12 protein-coding genes are annotated in these 17,201 nt (G+C 50.2%); 7 read left to right on the top strand and 5 right to left on the bottom strand.

What is annotated here, in order from left to right:
- Positions 1 to 73 precede the first annotated feature (73 nt).
- Complete coding sequence (locus ACO0LN_RS26860; protein ID WP_422979232.1) at positions 74 to 868, top strand: substrate-binding periplasmic protein; 795 nt, start codon at positions 74 to 76, stop codon at positions 866 to 868.
- Positions 869 to 924: 56 nt separating this feature from the next.
- On the opposite strand, the gene ACO0LN_RS26855 is transcribed toward ACO0LN_RS26860, so the two are convergent.
- Positions 925 to 1,881, bottom strand: coding sequence for a CHAD domain-containing protein (locus ACO0LN_RS26855; protein ID WP_422979230.1), 957 nt, complete (start codon positions 1,879 to 1,881; stop codon positions 925 to 927).
- A gap of 442 nt (positions 1,882 to 2,323) precedes the next feature.
- On the opposite strand from ACO0LN_RS26855, the gene ACO0LN_RS26850 reads away from it, so the two are divergent.
- Complete coding sequence (locus tag ACO0LN_RS26850) at positions 2,324 to 3,367, top strand: zinc-dependent alcohol dehydrogenase family protein (RefSeq protein ID WP_422979228.1); 1,044 nt, start codon at positions 2,324 to 2,326, stop codon at positions 3,365 to 3,367.
- 407 nt (positions 3,368 to 3,774) lie between these two features.
- Positions 3,775 to 7,584 carry an ATP-binding protein gene (locus tag ACO0LN_RS26845; protein WP_422979226.1) on the top strand — a complete coding sequence of 1,270 codons (3,810 nt, stop codon included), beginning with the start codon at positions 3,775 to 3,777 and terminating at the stop codon, positions 7,582 to 7,584.
- Between the two features lie 32 nt (positions 7,585 to 7,616).
- On the opposite strand, the gene ACO0LN_RS26840 is transcribed toward ACO0LN_RS26845, so the two are convergent.
- Positions 7,617 to 8,426 carry a DUF72 domain-containing protein gene (locus tag ACO0LN_RS26840; RefSeq protein WP_422979224.1) on the bottom strand — a complete coding sequence of 270 codons (810 nt, stop codon included), beginning with the start codon at positions 8,424 to 8,426 and terminating at the stop codon, positions 7,617 to 7,619.
- Positions 8,427 to 8,640: 214 nt separating this feature from the next.
- Complete coding sequence (oxlT, locus tag ACO0LN_RS26835; protein ID WP_422949621.1) at positions 8,641 to 9,921, bottom strand: oxalate/formate MFS antiporter; 1,281 nt, start codon at positions 9,919 to 9,921, stop codon at positions 8,641 to 8,643.
- 206 nt (positions 9,922 to 10,127) lie between these two features.
- Between oxlT and ACO0LN_RS26830 the strand changes: the two genes are divergently transcribed.
- The 3 genes from ACO0LN_RS26830 to ACO0LN_RS26820 all read left to right on the top strand — a co-directional run bounded on the left by ACO0LN_RS26830 (position 10,128) and on the right by ACO0LN_RS26820 (position 13,522).
- Positions 10,128 to 10,916 carry a fumarylacetoacetate hydrolase family protein gene (locus ACO0LN_RS26830; RefSeq protein ID WP_422979222.1) on the top strand — a complete coding sequence of 263 codons (789 nt, stop codon included), beginning with the start codon at positions 10,128 to 10,130 and terminating at the stop codon, positions 10,914 to 10,916.
- Positions 10,913 to 11,911: a 2-dehydropantoate 2-reductase gene (locus ACO0LN_RS26825; protein WP_422979220.1), complete on the top strand. Its 999-nt coding sequence runs from the start codon at positions 10,913 to 10,915 to the stop codon at positions 11,909 to 11,911. Before ACO0LN_RS26830 ends, ACO0LN_RS26825 begins: the two co-directional genes overlap by 4 nt.
- Before the next feature lie 87 nt (positions 11,912 to 11,998).
- Positions 11,999 to 13,522 (top strand): acyl--CoA ligase, encoded by a 1,524-nt coding sequence (locus ACO0LN_RS26820; protein WP_422979218.1) that lies wholly within the window; start codon positions 11,999 to 12,001, stop codon positions 13,520 to 13,522.
- A gap of 71 nt (positions 13,523 to 13,593) precedes the next feature.
- On the opposite strand, the gene ACO0LN_RS26815 is transcribed toward ACO0LN_RS26820, so the two are convergent.
- Complete coding sequence (locus ACO0LN_RS26815; protein WP_422979216.1) at positions 13,594 to 14,406, bottom strand: phosphate/phosphite/phosphonate ABC transporter substrate-binding protein; 813 nt, start codon at positions 14,404 to 14,406, stop codon at positions 13,594 to 13,596.
- Between the two features lie 446 nt (positions 14,407 to 14,852).
- Here ACO0LN_RS26815 and ACO0LN_RS26810 point away from each other — a divergent pair, with 446 nt between their 5' ends.
- Entirely contained in the window at positions 14,853 to 15,743 is an 891-nt protein-coding gene (locus ACO0LN_RS26810) for a dienelactone hydrolase family protein (RefSeq protein WP_422979214.1), read from the top strand.
- A 4-nt stretch (positions 15,744 to 15,747) separates the two neighbouring features.
- Here the strand turns inward: ACO0LN_RS26810 and ACO0LN_RS26805 are convergent, their stop codons facing one another.
- On the bottom strand, positions 15,748 to 17,193 hold the full coding sequence (locus tag ACO0LN_RS26805; RefSeq protein ID WP_422979212.1) for an efflux transporter outer membrane subunit: 1,446 nt from the start codon (positions 17,191 to 17,193) through the stop codon (positions 15,748 to 15,750).
- Between the last annotated feature and the right edge of the window lie 8 nt (positions 17,194 to 17,201).

Here is a 17,201-nt window from a genome sequence, read left to right as displayed (position 1 = left end):
CGGCATTGTTCACCAGAGGTAATTGAATTCAGTTCCTGATGGCATGCATTGTCATTACCTATGCATGAAATCTATGCCTTTGATCAAAAGTAATTTATGCTGTACAAAGGGACAGAGGATCCCTGGAATAACAGGAGTGGATATGCGGCGGCGAACATTATTGCAACTTGTATCTTTGCCAGGGCTTATGTCGTTTAATGTCATGGCGCAAGAAATCAAGACTCTGCAAATTTCTACTCTTATCGAAAAAGACCCTGCTACGCTCATCGTTGAAAAAATTATTGACACCGCTTACCACAAACTGGGCTGGCATTTGAATGTCCATTATTTACCCGGCGAGCGTTCCTTGCGTAGTGCAAACAACGGAGAAATGGACGGCGAGTTGTACCGTAAGCTGGGGATGGAAAGAGATTATCCCAATCTGGTTATCGTGCCAGTGCCATTGTTGACGTATGAAATTGTCATTTTTACCAACGGCACTCATTTTCTTGTCAACAGCTGGGAGAGCTTGCGGCCCTATACGATAGGTTTTGTCCGGGGCATTAAAATTATCGAACAAAACACGGTAGGAATGAAGCTGGAAGCAGCGCCTACTGTACGTCAGGCATTTCAAAAAATGTTGCTGGGCCGTTCAGACATAGTTGTAGCAAACCGCATATCTGGCCTCGCGGCCTTGGCTGAGATGAAACAAACCGATGTCACGATATTGATGCCGCCCTTGGCTACCTTTCCTGTCTTTCATTATCTCAACAAGAAGCATGAGGCGCTAGTGCCGGGGTTGACGGCTGTTCTGCAAAAAATGCAGAAAGACAAAACTATGGAAAATATCCAGAACGCAGTCATGGTGGAACTGCGGCGGGGTGACTAAAGCGCTGTAGCAGAAACTTTACAGATTGATATACCTTTATCCGCTTGCAGTTGTGTTTATTTAGGTTCTGGCAAATGGATATCCTTAAATTTCTTCCAGGTTGAGCGCAGTTTCTGCTTTTGCAATTGATCCTGAGACAGCAGGTAAGCCAGGGAGAAATTGATGGCCGCTGTATGATTATCCTGACGCTCAGCTATACCTTGATCTATATCCTGAAGTAATCTACCCGCAACTACGCCGTCATTGATATTGCCCAAAATATCCTGCAGGGTGCTTAAAGAATTGATATAGACATTGATATCTTTTTGATCAAATAAATTCTCTAAAAACTTGCATGTATAACGAGCATTCTTGATGGCAATTCTACATTGATGATTTGTCCGTGGATCTGCACCAGCTTCTGCTTTAAATAAATTCTTGCCACGCTTGAGTAAATTTTTATGCTGATGAAATAAAACTTTCTGCGCAAATGAAACTAATTTTGTATTGGAATGCTTATTCTTCAGAGACTTATCTATTTCAATTAATGCCGACTTCTCAAGCCACGTAAATAAAACAGACATCAGGCGCTCTGAACGACTATTCTTCAGTACGGTATAAATTCTTTTTTGCTTTTTGGCTGCGATAAGCAAAGCGGCCTGTTGCAAGCGTGATAGCTGTGCCTCTTTCGGAGCGGTGGCTTCGATTGCGACGAGGGTGGAGCAAGAAAATACCTGCCAATCGCGTGCAACGCCTAATTTTTTCGATAAGTAGTCCAGCTCTGCTTGTAATTTCTCAGGAACGCTAACTGAATGATCAAAGATTTTTAATGCTGAGTCTAGACGACGCAGGCCTACATGCATTTGGCGAACGCAATCAGGATCTGTCCCGGTCTTGATTGCCGCATGATTGTCCCGGATTTGTTCGAGACAGTTTTCCAGTATTGCACGAGCGGCAGGCTCCAGTTTCATGTGACGACGCAGTTTCACTTTGTGCGCCTTGACTGCAATTGTTTGCTGCCTTGTGGATGACATCTTAACCTCTCAATTTCTGTGCTGAATCATGCAGCTTATTTCAGTCTTGCCAGAAAAGAACCGGTGAAGTTGAAAAACTGCTCAACTACTTCTGAACAATTAAAACCTCATTCAAGAATCGCTTGCTTGATCTATATCAATGGCTTTGGCTGGCGTATGTATATATATGGGGTGTGTATGATTTTCAGATAAGGCAATACTCTTTTACACATTGCGCTTATCGCATGATGTGGTCTGTTTGGCAGCGAACCTAACCCATGTGCATTTCATTTTCCATCTATGCGCTGTACCGAACAGTTAAATGTTTACTCTCTTGTAATGATGAGATGTTCGTTAATGCTCCACGTCCCTTTATCTCGCTACTGCATGATCTGTTTTCCAGTAATCATCCGGTCATCCACTAGCCCAATCGTCCACTGCACTCACCATTGAAAGATAGCTCATGAAAGCTTTTGTTTATCAAGGCCCCGGGAAAAAATCCCTTGAAAACCGCGCAAAGCCAGAAATCATGGCACCGACAGATGCGATAGTAAGACTAAGCAAAACAACGATCTGTGGTACTGATTTGCATATATTAAAAGGCGATGTCCCCAGTTGCCAACCTGGACGCATCCTCGGTCATGAAGGCGTAGGAGTTATTGAATCAACAGGCGCGGCTGTCAGCAATTTTAAAATTGGCGACCATGTGTTGATATCCTGTATCAGCGCCTGCGGGAAATGTGAATTTTGCCGGAAACAGATGTTCTCGCATTGTACTACTGGCGGCTGGATACTTGGAAACACGATAGACGGTACGCAGGCTGAGTTTGTCCGTATTCCATACGCCGATACCAGCCTTTATCCCATCCCAGCGGGAGCAGATGAAGAAGCACTGGTCATGCTCAGCGATATCCTGCCTACAGGATTTGAATGCGGTGTCTTGAATGGCAAAGTACAACCCGGTAGCACCATAGCCATAGTCGGTGCCGGGCCGATTGGCCTTGCTGCATTGCTGACAGCGCAGTTTTATTCTCCTGCTGAAATCATCGTACTTGATCTTGACGATAATCGTCTTGCAGTCGCCCGCAAATTTGGTGCGACAAACACTTTTAACAGTGCCAACGGCAAGGCAGCAGAAGCCGTCATGACACTGACCCAGGGTCGGGGAGTGGATACTGCTATTGAAGCCGTGGGTATTCCTGCGACCTTTGAGCTGTGCGAGCAAATTATTGGCGCGGGTGGAACGATTGCCAATATCGGTGTACATGGGACAAAAGTTGATTTACATCTGGAAAACCTGTGGGATCGAAATATTACAATTACCACCCGCCTGGTCGATGCAGTCAGCACGCCAATGTTGCTTAAATCAGTGACATCCAAAAAAATCGACCCGCAGCTATTGATCACACATCGCTTCAGTCTCGATCACATCCTGGACGCCTATGACACATTTGCACATGCTGCAGACACCCACGCACTGAAAGTGATTATTGAAATTGAGCAATAAGCAATGGATAAGGAGCTCAGTTTTCTACGTTGAAATTTCACACATAAATGTACAAATTCCCTGACTTCACAAGTCAGACTTGGAAGCCGTTGCGAGGTCAGGATGCGCAGACATTCCCTGGTTAAACGTTCCGCCTATTGTTGTCGAGTCGCAAGTGTTTTAGTACCTGTTTGAAAATAACGACAACTGCTTATTTGTAGCAAGAAAAATCATGTGGCGAAGGCTTGTATTTCTTATCAAGGACTTTGCGTTGGCGATTGGCGGTTCTCTGTAGTTTTGCTTTTTATAGCCACATTTTATTTGGGGTTTTACATTTTAAGCAGGTCATAAGCAGGGCAGAGGGGCGGTGAGAAAAATCATTAAAAAATGATATCCTGTATAAATTATCATTTACGCAGCTTTTGGCCATGAACAGCGATCAAATTGCCACCACCCTTGAAGAGCATAAATTTCTCAGTGCCCCAGGTCAGTTAGGTAGCCTGATTGCAGCGCGTGACTGGTCAACAACATCACTGGGCCCAATTTCTGGCTGGCCGCAAAGTTTGAAGACAGCTGTCAGCCTTATATTGAGTTCACGCCAGCCCATGTGGATAGGATGGGGAGAGGACATCACCTTTCTCTACAACGATGCCTATATCGACGTGCTAAGTCTGGCCAAGCACCCACAGGCACTGGGCCTGCCAGCGGCAGAAATTTGGTCAGAAATATGGGATATTTGCGGCCCGTTGGCCAATCGTGTGTTTGATTTGGGTGAAGCCACCAATGCAGATAGTGTGCGCTTGTTCATGAACCGTGGCGATTTTCTGGAAGAGAATTTTTTCTCTTTTTCGTATAGTCCTATCCGTGACGAGTCAGGCAATGTCGCTGGCCTTTTTTGTCCCAATCTTGATGTCACAGCAAAACACTTGAATGCGCGCCGTTTGCGGACGCTGTCAGAAATGGCCGCTAGGTCCTTGCTGGAAAAAACCGTGCGTGCTGCTGCGGACAGCGTTATCGCGGTCCTGGCGGGCAATCCAGACGATATCCCGTTTGCACTGTTGTACCTGAATCATCAAACGGCAGGGCAGCAAGCAGTAGCCACGGGGCTGCAACTCTGGCAGGCAACCGGGATCACTGTTGAAGATGTTCCTGCCATTATTGCTCCTGATTCAGGGGAAGGTGGCGATGCTACCGTTGGCAAAGTCTCCCTTTCGCTCATGCTTGAACGCGCTATTTCGGCCAGCATGGTCGAAGGAGCATCGAATAAGCTTGAGTTGCCTGCCTGGTCGGCTATGCCAACTGGCCTTGCAGGACAGCCAGTGCGTCAGGCATTGATATTGCCGCTGCTTGCTTCTGGTGCGACAGTCGGTGTACTGGTACTTGGTATCAGCCCCGTGCGCAAACTGGATCATGATTACCGCAGTTTCTTTGATCTGGTTGCCACGCAGTGTGGTAATGCACTTCAGAATGCCAGGGCTGCCGAGGAAGAACGCTTGCGGCTGGATATGCTGGCAGAGATTGATCAGGCCAAGACACAGTTTTTCAGCAACGTCAGCCATGAATTCCGTACGCCACTAACCTTGATGCTGGCACCGCTGGAAGAGGCGCTGGAAGAGGCAGACACCCTGCCAGCGGCCCAGCGCCAGCGTCTTGAACTGATGCAGCGCAATGCGGTAAGGCTGCAAAAACTGGTGAATACCCTGCTTGAATTTTCACGGGTGCAGGCAGGCCGTGCCCAGGCCGCTTTCGAGCCTACTGATCTGGCAGCACTCACGACCGACCTGGCCAGCAGCTTTCGTTCGACGGTGGAGAGTACCGGCATGCAACTGACCGTAGATTGCACACCATTGCCATCCCCGGTCTATGTTGATGTCGCGATGTGGGAAAAGATTATCCTCAATTTGCTCTCGAATGCTTTCAAATTCACTTTTGAAGGTCAGATCACGGTGAGCATGCAGGCAGCGCCGGACCAGGGCACAGTCACCGTGACTATTGCAGATACTGGTATAGGTATCGCGGCAGATCAGCTACCCCGCTTGTTTGAACGCTTTCACCGGATAGAAAGCGCCCGTTCGCGCACGCATGAGGGTTCGGGCATAGGCCTGGCACTGGTGCATGACCTGGTGGCACTACAGGGTGGTGCGATTTGGGTTGAGAGTGAGCCTGGTCGCGGTAGCCGCTTCCATATCAGCCTGCCTATGGGCAGCTCTCATCTTGATGCCTCACAGATACGCCAGTCGCGGCAGGGCAGCGCCAGCCTAGCAACTACCATGGCTTATGTAGCTGAGGCTGCCGGCTGGATAGGTGTGCCCTTGCAGCCAGTATTGCCTGAGCCAGAGGCAATGCCAGTTCCGGCGTCATCCGAGCGTGTATTGATTGTCGATGACAATACTGACATGCGCGATTATCTGAGCCGTTTATTGAAGCCGCGCTGGCAGATTGAGGTTGTTGCCAACGGCGTAGAAGCACTGGCCGCAATAAAACAACAGATGCCAGACCTGATTGTCTCTGACGTCATGATGCCGCAAATGGATGGTTTTGGTTTGCTGGCAGCTTTGCGTTCTGACCCTGTTACACATGAATTACCGGTGCTGCTGCTGTCTGCCCGTGCGGGCGAAGAGGCACGTCTGGAAGGTTTGCAGGCTGGTGCCAATGATTACCTGGTCAAGCCATTTTCTGGCCGTGAATTGCTGGCAAGGATAGATGCACTGTTAATGCGTCAACGCGTGCGCACCATAGAGAAAAGCGCAACGCGGCGCATGCAGACTATTTTCAGCCAGGCACCTGTCGCCATTGCTATTTTGAGAGGACCGCTGCATGTGTTTGAACTCGCGAATGAACGCTACTTGGAACTGGTGGGTCACCGCAAATTGACGGGGCTGTCGATACGGCAGGCATTTCCCGAACTGGAAGGGCAGCAAATATTCGACTTGCTGGACGGAGTCTATTCTACTGGTGTTCCCTATATGGGGCGCTCAGTACGGGTTGAGCTTGTGCGCGGCAGTCCGCCGCAGCAAGTTGAATGTTATTTTGATTTTGTTTATCAGCCACTGTGCTCTGAGGATGGCAGCATAGAAGGTGTAGCAGCTGTCGTATTCGAGGTGACCGAGTTGACCAGCGCCAAGCGGGCGGCAGAAACTGCCAATCTTGCCAAGGATGAATTTCTGGCCATGCTGGGTCACGAATTGCGCAACCCTCTGGCGCCCATAGTCACCGCCTTGCAATTGATGCGCCTGCGTGGTGTAGAAGTAGCCCAAAAAGAACGTGCCGTGATAGAACGGCAAGTTCAGCATCTGGTGGCACTGGTCGATGATTTGCTGGATGTTTCGCGCGTCACCCAGGGCAAGATTGAATTACGCAAGAAAGTAATAGAGCTGGGCGAGGTGGTGGCCAATGCCATAGAAACTATCAGCCCCCTGATCGAAGGCAAGTTCCATCATCTCAGCGTTGATGTCGCCGCTAGTGGCCTGCCCGTGCAGGCAGATCCGGTACGATTGAGGCAGGTCATCGCCAATTTGCTCAGCAATGCGGCCAAATATACCGAGCAGGGAGGCCAGTTGCGTATTGCCGCATGGCGTCAGGGTAATCAGGTGTTACTGACAGTCAGCGATAATGGCATAGGTATCAGTGCCAGCACTTTGCCGACTATTTTTGATTTGTTTGTGCAGGAACGTCAGGCCCTGAGCCGGTCGCAAGGCGGATTGGGGTTGGGGCTGGCGATTGCGCGCAGCATGATGTCACTCCATGGTGGCAGTGTCGAGGCGCATAGCGAGGGCCTGGGCATGGGTAGCACATTCACACTGCGTTTGCCGGCTTATGAACAATTGGAATCAAGCGCGACCGAGGTGAAATCAGCACCGGGCGTTGAGATAGAAATCGTCAATCACAAGGGCTTGAGTATATTGATAGTCGATGATAACGAAGATGCCGCGCGGGTATTGCAGGATGTACTGGAAATGCAGGGGCACAGAGTGAAGGTCGTGCTGAACGGCCCGGCTGCCTTGCAACTGGCACCTGTATTTCAGCCAGAAGTGTGTTTGCTCGATATCGGCCTGCCTGGCATGGATGGTTATGAACTTGCTCAACGCCTGCGCCAATTACCCGGCGGCTCATCATTGCGCCTGTTTGCGGTAACTGGCTATGGCCAAAGCGAAGACCGCCGCCGTGCGGCTGAGCACGGTTTTGACGAGCACTTTGTCAAGCCGCTGGATATTGCCAAGCTTAATGCCTTGTTATAGCCGCAGTGATGTGGTTTTAAGCTAACTTGCAACTAAGTTTGCTGCCGCTGCAAAGTAATGGCATTTGGAAACGCCGCCCCCTCTGACGTATTATCGAACACGCACCAGATATGTTTGCAATGTGCCGATAAGGCGGCAATGCGTAGCGCCAGCTTGTCCAGATATGCCGGTTCATAACTGGAACGGTACATATGTGGGCTGCCATGCAATCTCAAATACGCAATGGATGAAGTCAGTGGGAAATCTTCCTGCAGTCCTTCATAGCCGGCAATCCCCGGATCGGCCGCCACCAGGCAGATATCATTTCCAAACAACAGATCAAATACTGCAGCCTCGAACCAGGTGGCATGACGTGGTTCCAGCGCAAGCGGGGCATGACTGAGTTGCTTCAGCAAGCCAAAAAATCTTTGCGCGACGTGGTAATCAAAAGACAGACTGGGAGGAAGTTGTATTAACAGGCATCCCAATTTCTCATTGAGGTGTGCAGCTTCCATCACGAATTTCTTCAACTCCACATCGCAATTTTTTAAACGCAGAATATGGGAGATGGCTTTTGGGAGCTTGACTGAAAAGCGAAATTCATCAGGAACACTGTCGCGCCAACGCGCATAGGTAACAGCTTGATGCGGGCGGTAAAAAGAAGAGTTAATCTCAACACCACGCAGGAATTGTGCATAGCGTTGCAAATGAGTTAGCGCAGGACCTCTACTCTTTGATGCATTCAACTCATCCTCCAGATGGAGCAAAGACGGGAATTTTTTTAATAGTTCTGCATTTATCTGCCCAGGTACATTCCAATCTGCACAGGCGTAAATAAGACGGGATGCAATTACCTGTTTCATGGGGATAAGCAAGAGAACTAAAATTAAATCTTAATATGTTGCTCCCGCTTTACATACCAGTTTTATCTGAAAATGATGTAAGAGAAAATGAGGTGCCTGTAATTCTGCCATCCATCTTAATACAGATTACAGGCGTAAAAAAACCGCAGTAATAGTGGTTTTGCTTGACCACGGTTACCACGGCTTCTTTAAACTATCCGTAAATTATTAGCGCTTACTGCAAATTACGCATGCGTGCACGCATGGGTTTGAGTACGGCCAGCGCCATAATGGCGGCCAGGGCATTCAAGCCTGCGGCTATATAAAACACTTCGTGCCAGCCTTTATAGGCTTCTACTACATACACAGACAGTGGCACCAGCAAGGACGCAGTACCCTTGGCGGTATAGAGCAGACCGGCATTGGTTGCGGCAAATTTACTGCCAAAGGTGTCGCCGCAAGTGGAGGGGAAGAGACTATAGATTTCGCCCCAGCCAAAAAATACCAGACCAGTCAGCAAAACGAAAAGGACGGGGTCCTTACCAAAGATGCTCAGTGCGAAGATGCCTACTGCTTCCATCGCAAAAGCGATAAACATGGTGTTTTCACGACCGATATTATCGGACACCCAGCCAAAGAAAGGGCGGGTGATGCCGTTGAAAATACGGTCCAGGGACAGGGCAAAGGTCAGGGCCGGCAAGGTAAAGCCGATCAGCGATACAGGAATTTCAGCAATTTTGAAATCCTTGGCAATAGGGGCCAGTTGAGCAGTTGCGACCAGGCCGCCAGCAGCCATCATGACGAACATCAAATACATGACCCAGAACACTGGTGTCTTGATCATTTGCTTCCAGGTGAAATCTACCTTGGTCTGGCTGACACGTGCTGCTGGTGCTGCGGTAGTCGGAGCAGTCTTTGGCGTGCTCAACAAGAAGGACAGCAAGAATACCACCAGGCCCTGGCCCAGACCAAAATACAGGAAGGCTGATTCATAGCCGGTGTTTTTGATCATGGCTGAAATAGGGATGATGGTCAGCGCCGACCCCATGCCAAATCCGGCGGCGGTCAGGCCGGCTGCCAGCCCGCGGCGGTCAGGGAACCATTTGAGCGCATTGCCGACACAGGTACCATACACTGCACCGGCGCCAATACCGCCGATTGCTGCAGCGAGATACAGTATCGTCAGGGAATCAGCATAGGAGTTCATGATCCAGGCCACGCCGATAAGCAAACCACCGACCATCACGACAGGGCGGGGACCGAATTTATCAACCAGGTAGCCTTCTACCGGCACCAGCCAGGTTTCTGTCAGCACAAAGATGAAAAAAGCAACCTGTATGGCTTTGCGACCCCAATGGTATTTTTGATCGAGCGGATCGACAAACAAGGTCCAGCCGTATTGCAGATTGGCGATCATCGCCATGCAGATAATGCCTAGCAATAATTGTAGCCAGCGATACTGCGAGGCGGTTGCTACCAGAGGTAGTTCTGGCTTGAGGGATATTTCCGGAGTCATGCGCCTGTCCTTTAATCAAAATCTGAGAGGTAAATGGAATCAATGCTGGGTCACACTGGAGATACAGAATCATACGCAAAAAATTTTGTCGAATTTGCTAGCCGATTCGACTAGACTATCATAAGGCATTTAAAGCTATTTAACAAAAATACCTTTAGTATATGCTTATTTGTTAAGAATTTAAATCCGCTCCCTACCCTATCGATATGACACATTGGTTACGCTTTGAGCATGAAAATCAGTCTGGCTTTGGTAGCCTTGAAGCTGGCATCATCACCGTCTGCGAAGGAGATTTATTTACGAATCCCATACCCACTGGTCAGACGCTGGCACTGAGTGAAGTGCGCCTACTCACGCCCAGCCAGGCCTCAAAAATGATAGGTCTGTGGAATAATTACCACGAGCTGGCAGACAAACTGGGACAGGCCATTCCTGCCGAACCTTTGTACTTCATCAAGACTTCCAACTCCTACCTGCCGCACGATGGCATCATCAAACGCCCCGCCGCATATGAAGGCAAAATCCTGTACGAAGGTGAACTTGGCATCGTCATCGGCAAGACTTGCTGCAACGTGAGTGAGGAGGTGGCCTCTGCCAGTATTTTCGGCTACACCTGTGTCAATGATGTGACAGCATTAGAATTATTGCAACGTGATGCCAGCTTCGCTCAGTGGTGCAGGGCCAAGAGTTGCGACAGCTTTGGCGTGTTCGGGCCTGTGATTGCTACCGGGCTGGACGCACAAACGTTGACGGTCAAGACATTGTTAAACGGCAAGGAGCGGCAAAATTATTCCTGCCGCGATATGATCTTTACCCCGGCACAGATCGTCAGCATGATTTCACGCGAGATGACATTGTTTGCGGGCGATGTCATTGCCTGTGGTACTTCGACAGGCGCAGGCCCCCTGCGTAGCGGCCAGGTGGTAGAAATTGTGATAGATGGCATAGGCAGTTTGCGGAACAGTTTTGACAGTCTTGAGGAAAAAAATATATGAAGATAGCGGTAGTGGGTGCAGGTGCGATTGGCGGCTTCCTAGCAGTAAAACTTGCGCAGGCTGGGCATGAGGTCAGTGTGGTGATACGCGGTGTCAACTTGCAGGCCGTGCGTGAAAATGGCATGAAACTGATCATGGATGATGGCAGCGAACATGTGGCAAATATCTTCGCTACTGACCGTATTGCCGATTTGCCGCTGCAGGATGTCGTCATCCTTGGCATGAAGGCGCACCAGGTTGCGGCAGTGGCTGCCGACATACCTGCCTTGCTGGGGCCAGAATCCATCGTCGTGACAGCGCAGAACGGTGTGCCCTGGTGGTATTTCCAAAAACATGGCGGTGACTACGAAGGGCGCAGGGTAGAAGCAGTGGATCCTGGTGGTGTGGTAACTGCCCACATAGACATCGACAAAGTCATAGGCTGCATCATTTACCCTGCTTGTGAAATCATTGCGCCTGGCGTCATCAAGCACATAGAAGGTAACCGCTTTTCACTCGGTGAAATTGATGGCAGCGATACGCCACGCATACGTGAGCTGGCGGACGCCTTGCGCCAGGCTGGTTTCAAGACGCCGATCTCGTCCGACATCCGTTCAGAAATCTGGCTCAAGCTCTGGGGTAACCTGAGCTTCAATCCCATCAGTGCATTGACGCATGCCACACTGGTAGATATCTGCGAATTTGCACCTGTACGTGAACTGGTCGCGCGCATGATGCGTGAAGGCCAGGCGATAGGCGAAAAGCTGGGAGTGAATTTCAAGGTCAGCATAGACAAGCGTATCGCTGGTGCTGCCGCTGTGGGCAAACACAAGACTTCCATGTTGCAGGATATTGAAGCTGGCCGCCCCATAGAACTTGAGGCGCTGGTGGGTACTGTCATAGAAATGGGCAAGATCACTGATACGCCTACGCCGAATATAGAAGCAGTGTATGCATTGACTGCGCTGCTGGCACGTACGGTACAAGAACAAAATGGCAAACTGCGCATTCAATAGTTAATAAGCAGTAGCCCGTAAGCAAAAGAAGTAAGCGACGGAACTGTACTGCATCAAAGGATTTACTTTTTATTATAGAAAGCAATCATGCAAAGATTTACTACACTCGTCGAACTACTCGCCGTCGGCGCTGACGATGCCATCGCATTGCAGGCACCAGGTGCCAGACCCCTGACTTACCAAGGCCTGCGCGCCAACCAGCAAAAGACCCTGGCTGCGCTGAACAGCTTTGGCATAGGCCGCCAGGACAGGGTTGCCATCGTCTTGCCAAATGGTCCTGAAATGGCCAGCGCCTTTGTCTGCATCGCTGCTGCTGCTACGGCTGCACCGCTGAATCCTGTCTATCGTGCGGATGAATTTGAATTCTATCTGTCTGACCTGCACGCCAAAGCGCTGGTGGTAGAGAAGGGGAGTACTTCACCTGCACTGGCCATCGCCGACAAGCTGAAGATACAGGTACTGGAACTGACACCCAGTGAAGAAGGCGCGGGTGCATTCACACTGACCCAGGTCAATCCGCAAGCTGCCAGTGCATCCTTTACACCTGGCCCCGCTGCGCCTGAAGATATAGGCCTTATATTGCATACTTCAGGCACCACCTCGCGTCCCAAGATCGTGCCACTGTCGAACATCAACATCTGCGCCTCTGGCTGCAATGTGCGTGACAACCTGCAATTGACTGCGGCTGACCGTGGCCTCAATATCATGCCGCTGTTCCATATCCACGGCCTGATCGCCGGTTTGCTGGCTCCCTTGTCCGCTGGCAGCAGTATTTTTTGCACGCCAGGTTTTAATGCTCTCAAATTTTTTGGCTGGATGACTGAGGCCAAGCCTACCTGGTACACCGCCGTACCGACCATGCACCAGACCATCGTTGCGCGGGCAGCACAAAATCATGAGGTGATTGCGGCGAATCCCTTGCGCTTCATACGTTCGTCATCATCTTCGATGCCACCGCAAGTTATCAGCGAGCTTGAAGCTGCTTTCAAGACGCCTTTGATTGAAGCCTATGGCATGACTGAGGCAGCGCACCAGATGGCCAGTAACCCGCTGCCACCCGCCAGGCGCATACCCGGTTCAGTCGGCATTGCCGCCGGCCCTGAAGTCGCCATCATGGATACAGAAGGCAATTTGCTGGAACGTGGCCTGACAGGTGAAATCGTTATCCGTGGCCCGAATGTGACGGCAGGCTATGAAAATAATCCCAAAGCCAACGCAGAAGCCTTCACCAATGGCTGGTTCCGTACCGGTGATCAGGGCATCATGGATGTGGATGGTTATCTCAGCATCACTGGCCGTCTCAAGGAAATCATCAGCCGTGGCGGTGAAAAAATTTCTCCGCGTGAGGTTGATGAAATCCTCATGGATCATCCTGCGGTACAGCAAGTCGTCACCTTTGGCATCCCCCATGAAAAACTGGGTGAAGAAGTCGGTGCTGCCGTAGTACTGCGTGAAGGCACAAGCGCCACAGAAAAAGAATTGCGTGAATTTGCCGCTGTGCGTCTGGCGGATTTCAAGATACCGCGCAAGATTTTATTTCTGGAAGAAATACCCAAGGGCGCGACCGGAAAATTGCAGCGCATAGGTCTGGCGGCCAAGCTGGGTCTGTAAAAAGTAGTTTGGATGCATAAGCAAAAGGGGCGCAGATCTGATCAGCGCCCCTTTTGCTTGTGTCCATTTATTTACAGGCCAAGTCGTTTGGTGGCATCTGCCATCACGGCACTGTCCCAAGGTACAAAGCCTTTCATGTTGATGCCTTTCAAGGCTGCTTTACCAGCATCATTTTCACTAAGCTTGAGCAACAGGTTTTGTACTTTTTCACGCTGCTCATTCGTCAATCTTCTTGATGCCAGGAATTGCTTGATAGGGACAGGCTTGGTTTCGCCTATCACACGTCCACCCTTGGCCACCCAGTCCTTGGCGACTGCTCCTGAACCAGTGACACCAGCTTCAACGAAGCCATTTTCCACCATGAAAGGCACGGCATCCTGGAAACGGGTAGCGCTAAAACGTGAAGCCGGGTCACGAAAGCCCAGTTCAGTCAGGTTGGCGGTGAACATGACAGTCGTGATGGATTCCAACGATGGCACCCCAATTTTTTTGTCGCGCAGGTCAGCAATGGTTTTTACTGCAGAATCTTTCTTGACGAACACACGGGCACGATAGTCAGTATAGTCTTTGGCGCTGACCAGACCGACATACTTGCCGCTCTTGACTGCGCGCAGGCCTATATGGGCAGGGTGAATGAATACCAGGTCATAACGCTCAGCATCCAGACCTGCTTCAAAATTGCTGTATCTGTCCACAGCTTGTACCTTGACCACATGCTTGAGTTCTTTCTCCAGCAAATCCACCAGCGGCTTATAACGTTCAGAGATGGGGCTGCCATCCTGATAGGTCACACCTTCATTGACCGCGAGTACCCAATCCTGCGCACTGCTTGCCTGTGCCGTGAGGCTAAGAGAAATCAGGAGAAAAACACGTAGGGAAAGCATGGATGAAATCCAAAAAAAGATGATTGAAAGTAAGTAATTGCTAGTATTGTAATTGAATTTAATAAACGCGCAACTTTTTCTGGAATTTCGGCAGAAGATCAAAGATTACCGAAATGATCTCAAGCATTTGAATTGGCAAGAGTTTTCTTGAGAAAGAAATGGAGTGCGGTTTCACCGCTGGCCGTATTTGCCGATGACAGGTGTTCTGCAGTTTAAAGTTTGATCTTGGTGCTGTGTGAGTTCACTTGGCATATTGCTAAAAATGAGCTCGAAGTGGCTATACAATATGCAGCAATGGAAAAGATGCCAATGCGTCGATGTGAAATCAGTAATATGATGAAAAGGCTTTAGCGACTGTTAACATAGTCACGTCAGGTTCTGACTGCCATGCCAGTTGCCCCTATTCAAGTAAGCCCGACAAAATTAATATCACTCAGGAGAATGAGATGGCCCGTCAAACCTCAGATGATTTCAAGCTAGAAGTATTGCAACTGTTTGACCAGTATGTCCATGGACAAATCGACAGGCGCGGTTTTCTGCAGTCAGCCAGTAAGTTTGCCGTAGGTGCGGTAACAGCAGAGGTATTGCTCCAGCAGTTAAGCCCCAATTTTGCCCAAGCACAACAAGTACCCAAGACGGATGCGCGCATACAGGCGCGCTATGTTGAATATCCTTCGCCACAGGGTTATGGCACTTTGCGCGCGTATCTTGTCACGCCAACAGATGCGAAAGGCAAATTGCCTACGGTGCTGGTCGTGCATGAAAACCGTGGCTTGAACCCGCACATAGAAGACATCGCCCGCCGTCTGGCACTGGAAGGCTTTATCGCCTTTGCGCCAGATGCTTTGGCACCCTTGGGCGGTTACCCCGGTGATGAAGAAAAAGCCCGCGAACTCTTCCCCAAACTTGATCAGACCAGGACACGTGCTGATTTTATAGAGGCCGCAGCTATCCTGAAAAAACTGCCAGAAGGGAATGGCAAGGTTGGTGTCGTTGGTTTTTGCTATGGCGGTAGTATTTCCAATTTCCTCGCGACCAGAATTCCCGATCTTGCTGGTGCTGTCCCTTTCTATGGTGGACAACCAACAGAGGAGGATGCCGCAAAAATCAAAGCCCCTCTACTCATCCATTACGCCGGGGTCGATGAACGTGTCAATGCCGGATGGCCAAAGTATGAGGCTGCACTGAATAAGGCTGGAGTCAAATACCAGGCTTTTGTTTATGCCGGTGCCCAGCATGGTTTTAATAATGACACAACGCCACGTTATGACCAGGCTGCTGCAACGCTGGCATGGCAGCGCACTCTTGATTTTCTTAAGACCAATTTAAGAGCCTGACGTATCATTTTTGCCAGCGACCACCGATATTTTTCAACAAGATATTAGTAGCTGCAAGCTGGCGGTTGCGGATTGACAGCAAATTGGATTCGCTCGACAAGGCAGCATTCTGTGATGTGACTACATTCAGGTAACTGACGGTACCTGCCTTGTATTGTTCCTGCGTGATTTCAAGGTTGCGCTGGGCGGCTTGCAAGGCTTCTGTCTGCAATTGCAACTCTGCATCAAGCTGTTCCAGCACGACCAGATTGTCTTCCACTTCCTGCAATGAGGTCAGTACCGTCTGGCGATAAGTGGAGGCGGCGATATCTGCCGCTGCACGTGCCTGGTCACTGGCCAACTGACGTGCACCGCCATCAAAAATAGACAGCAATAGCGAAGGCCCCAGCGACCAGACCAGGTTAGGCGCATCGATTAATTTACTCAGGGAAGAACTGCGGTAACCGGCATTGGCCGACAAACTGATATCGGGGAAGAAGGCCGCATCCTTGACGCCTATCTGGGCATAGGCTGCTACCAGCTTGCGTTCAGCCGCTGCAATATCGGGCCGACGCTCCAACAAGGTTGCCGGGATCAGCACTGGCACGGCTGGCGCGGCAGGCAGGGTGGCGGTATTGTTGATATTGAGGGCCGCTGGCGTTACACCCAGCAGAACGGCAATCGCATGTTCGAGTTGCGCCCTTTGTGCTATGGCATCTTTTAATTGCACTTGCCCGGTTGTCACTTGTATTTTGGCTTGCAAGACATCGCTTTGTCCTGCAACTCCGGACTGGTATCTGGCCTCGGTCAACTCCAGGCTGCGTTGATTGGAGGAGGTGGTTCTTTGCAATATGGCTTGCTGGGCCTCAGCCACGCGCATGGCGAAATAGGTTTGTGCTAGCGTTGCATGGGCAGACAGGCGTGCAGCATCATAGTCATCACGGCTGGCTTGCAGGCTGGCGTTGGCCACATCGCTGGCTTTGGACAACCTGCCCCATAAATCAATTTCCCAAGAAGTATCGACAGCGAGTGAATAACTATTGCTGGTAGTACGGCCATTCTGGCCTGAACCGGGGTTGCCGCTGCGGGTGCCGCCTGCATTCAGTGACACTGTAGGCCACAATGCAGACTGGCTGGCTTTGAGCACGGCCTTGGCATTGGCGATCTGGGCGACGGCTGACTTCAGGTTTTCATTGCCCAGCAATAGCTTTTGTTGCAGATCATTGAGTACGGGGTCATTGAACATTTCCCACCAGGACTCTGAAACTGTCGCATCTGAATTAGCGCGTGTGGCCTGGGCTGATTTCCAGTAGCTGGCTTCCTTGAATTCTGCTGTCAGTGGAATAGCGGCCGGTGGTGGCGCTTTTGTCTGTGCGCAGGCAGATAGCAGCAAGACCAATGTCAGCATAGCCAGGCGAGGAACAGATAAGCTTGGAAAAGATACAGGATGCAAGTTAATATTTTTTTTCATAATCGCTC

This window comes from Undibacterium sp. TC9W, assembly GCF_049339865.1.
Classification (GTDB): Bacteria; Pseudomonadota; Gammaproteobacteria; order Burkholderiales; family Burkholderiaceae_D; genus Undibacterium.
This window is presented reverse-complemented; position numbering and strand designations above follow the sequence as displayed.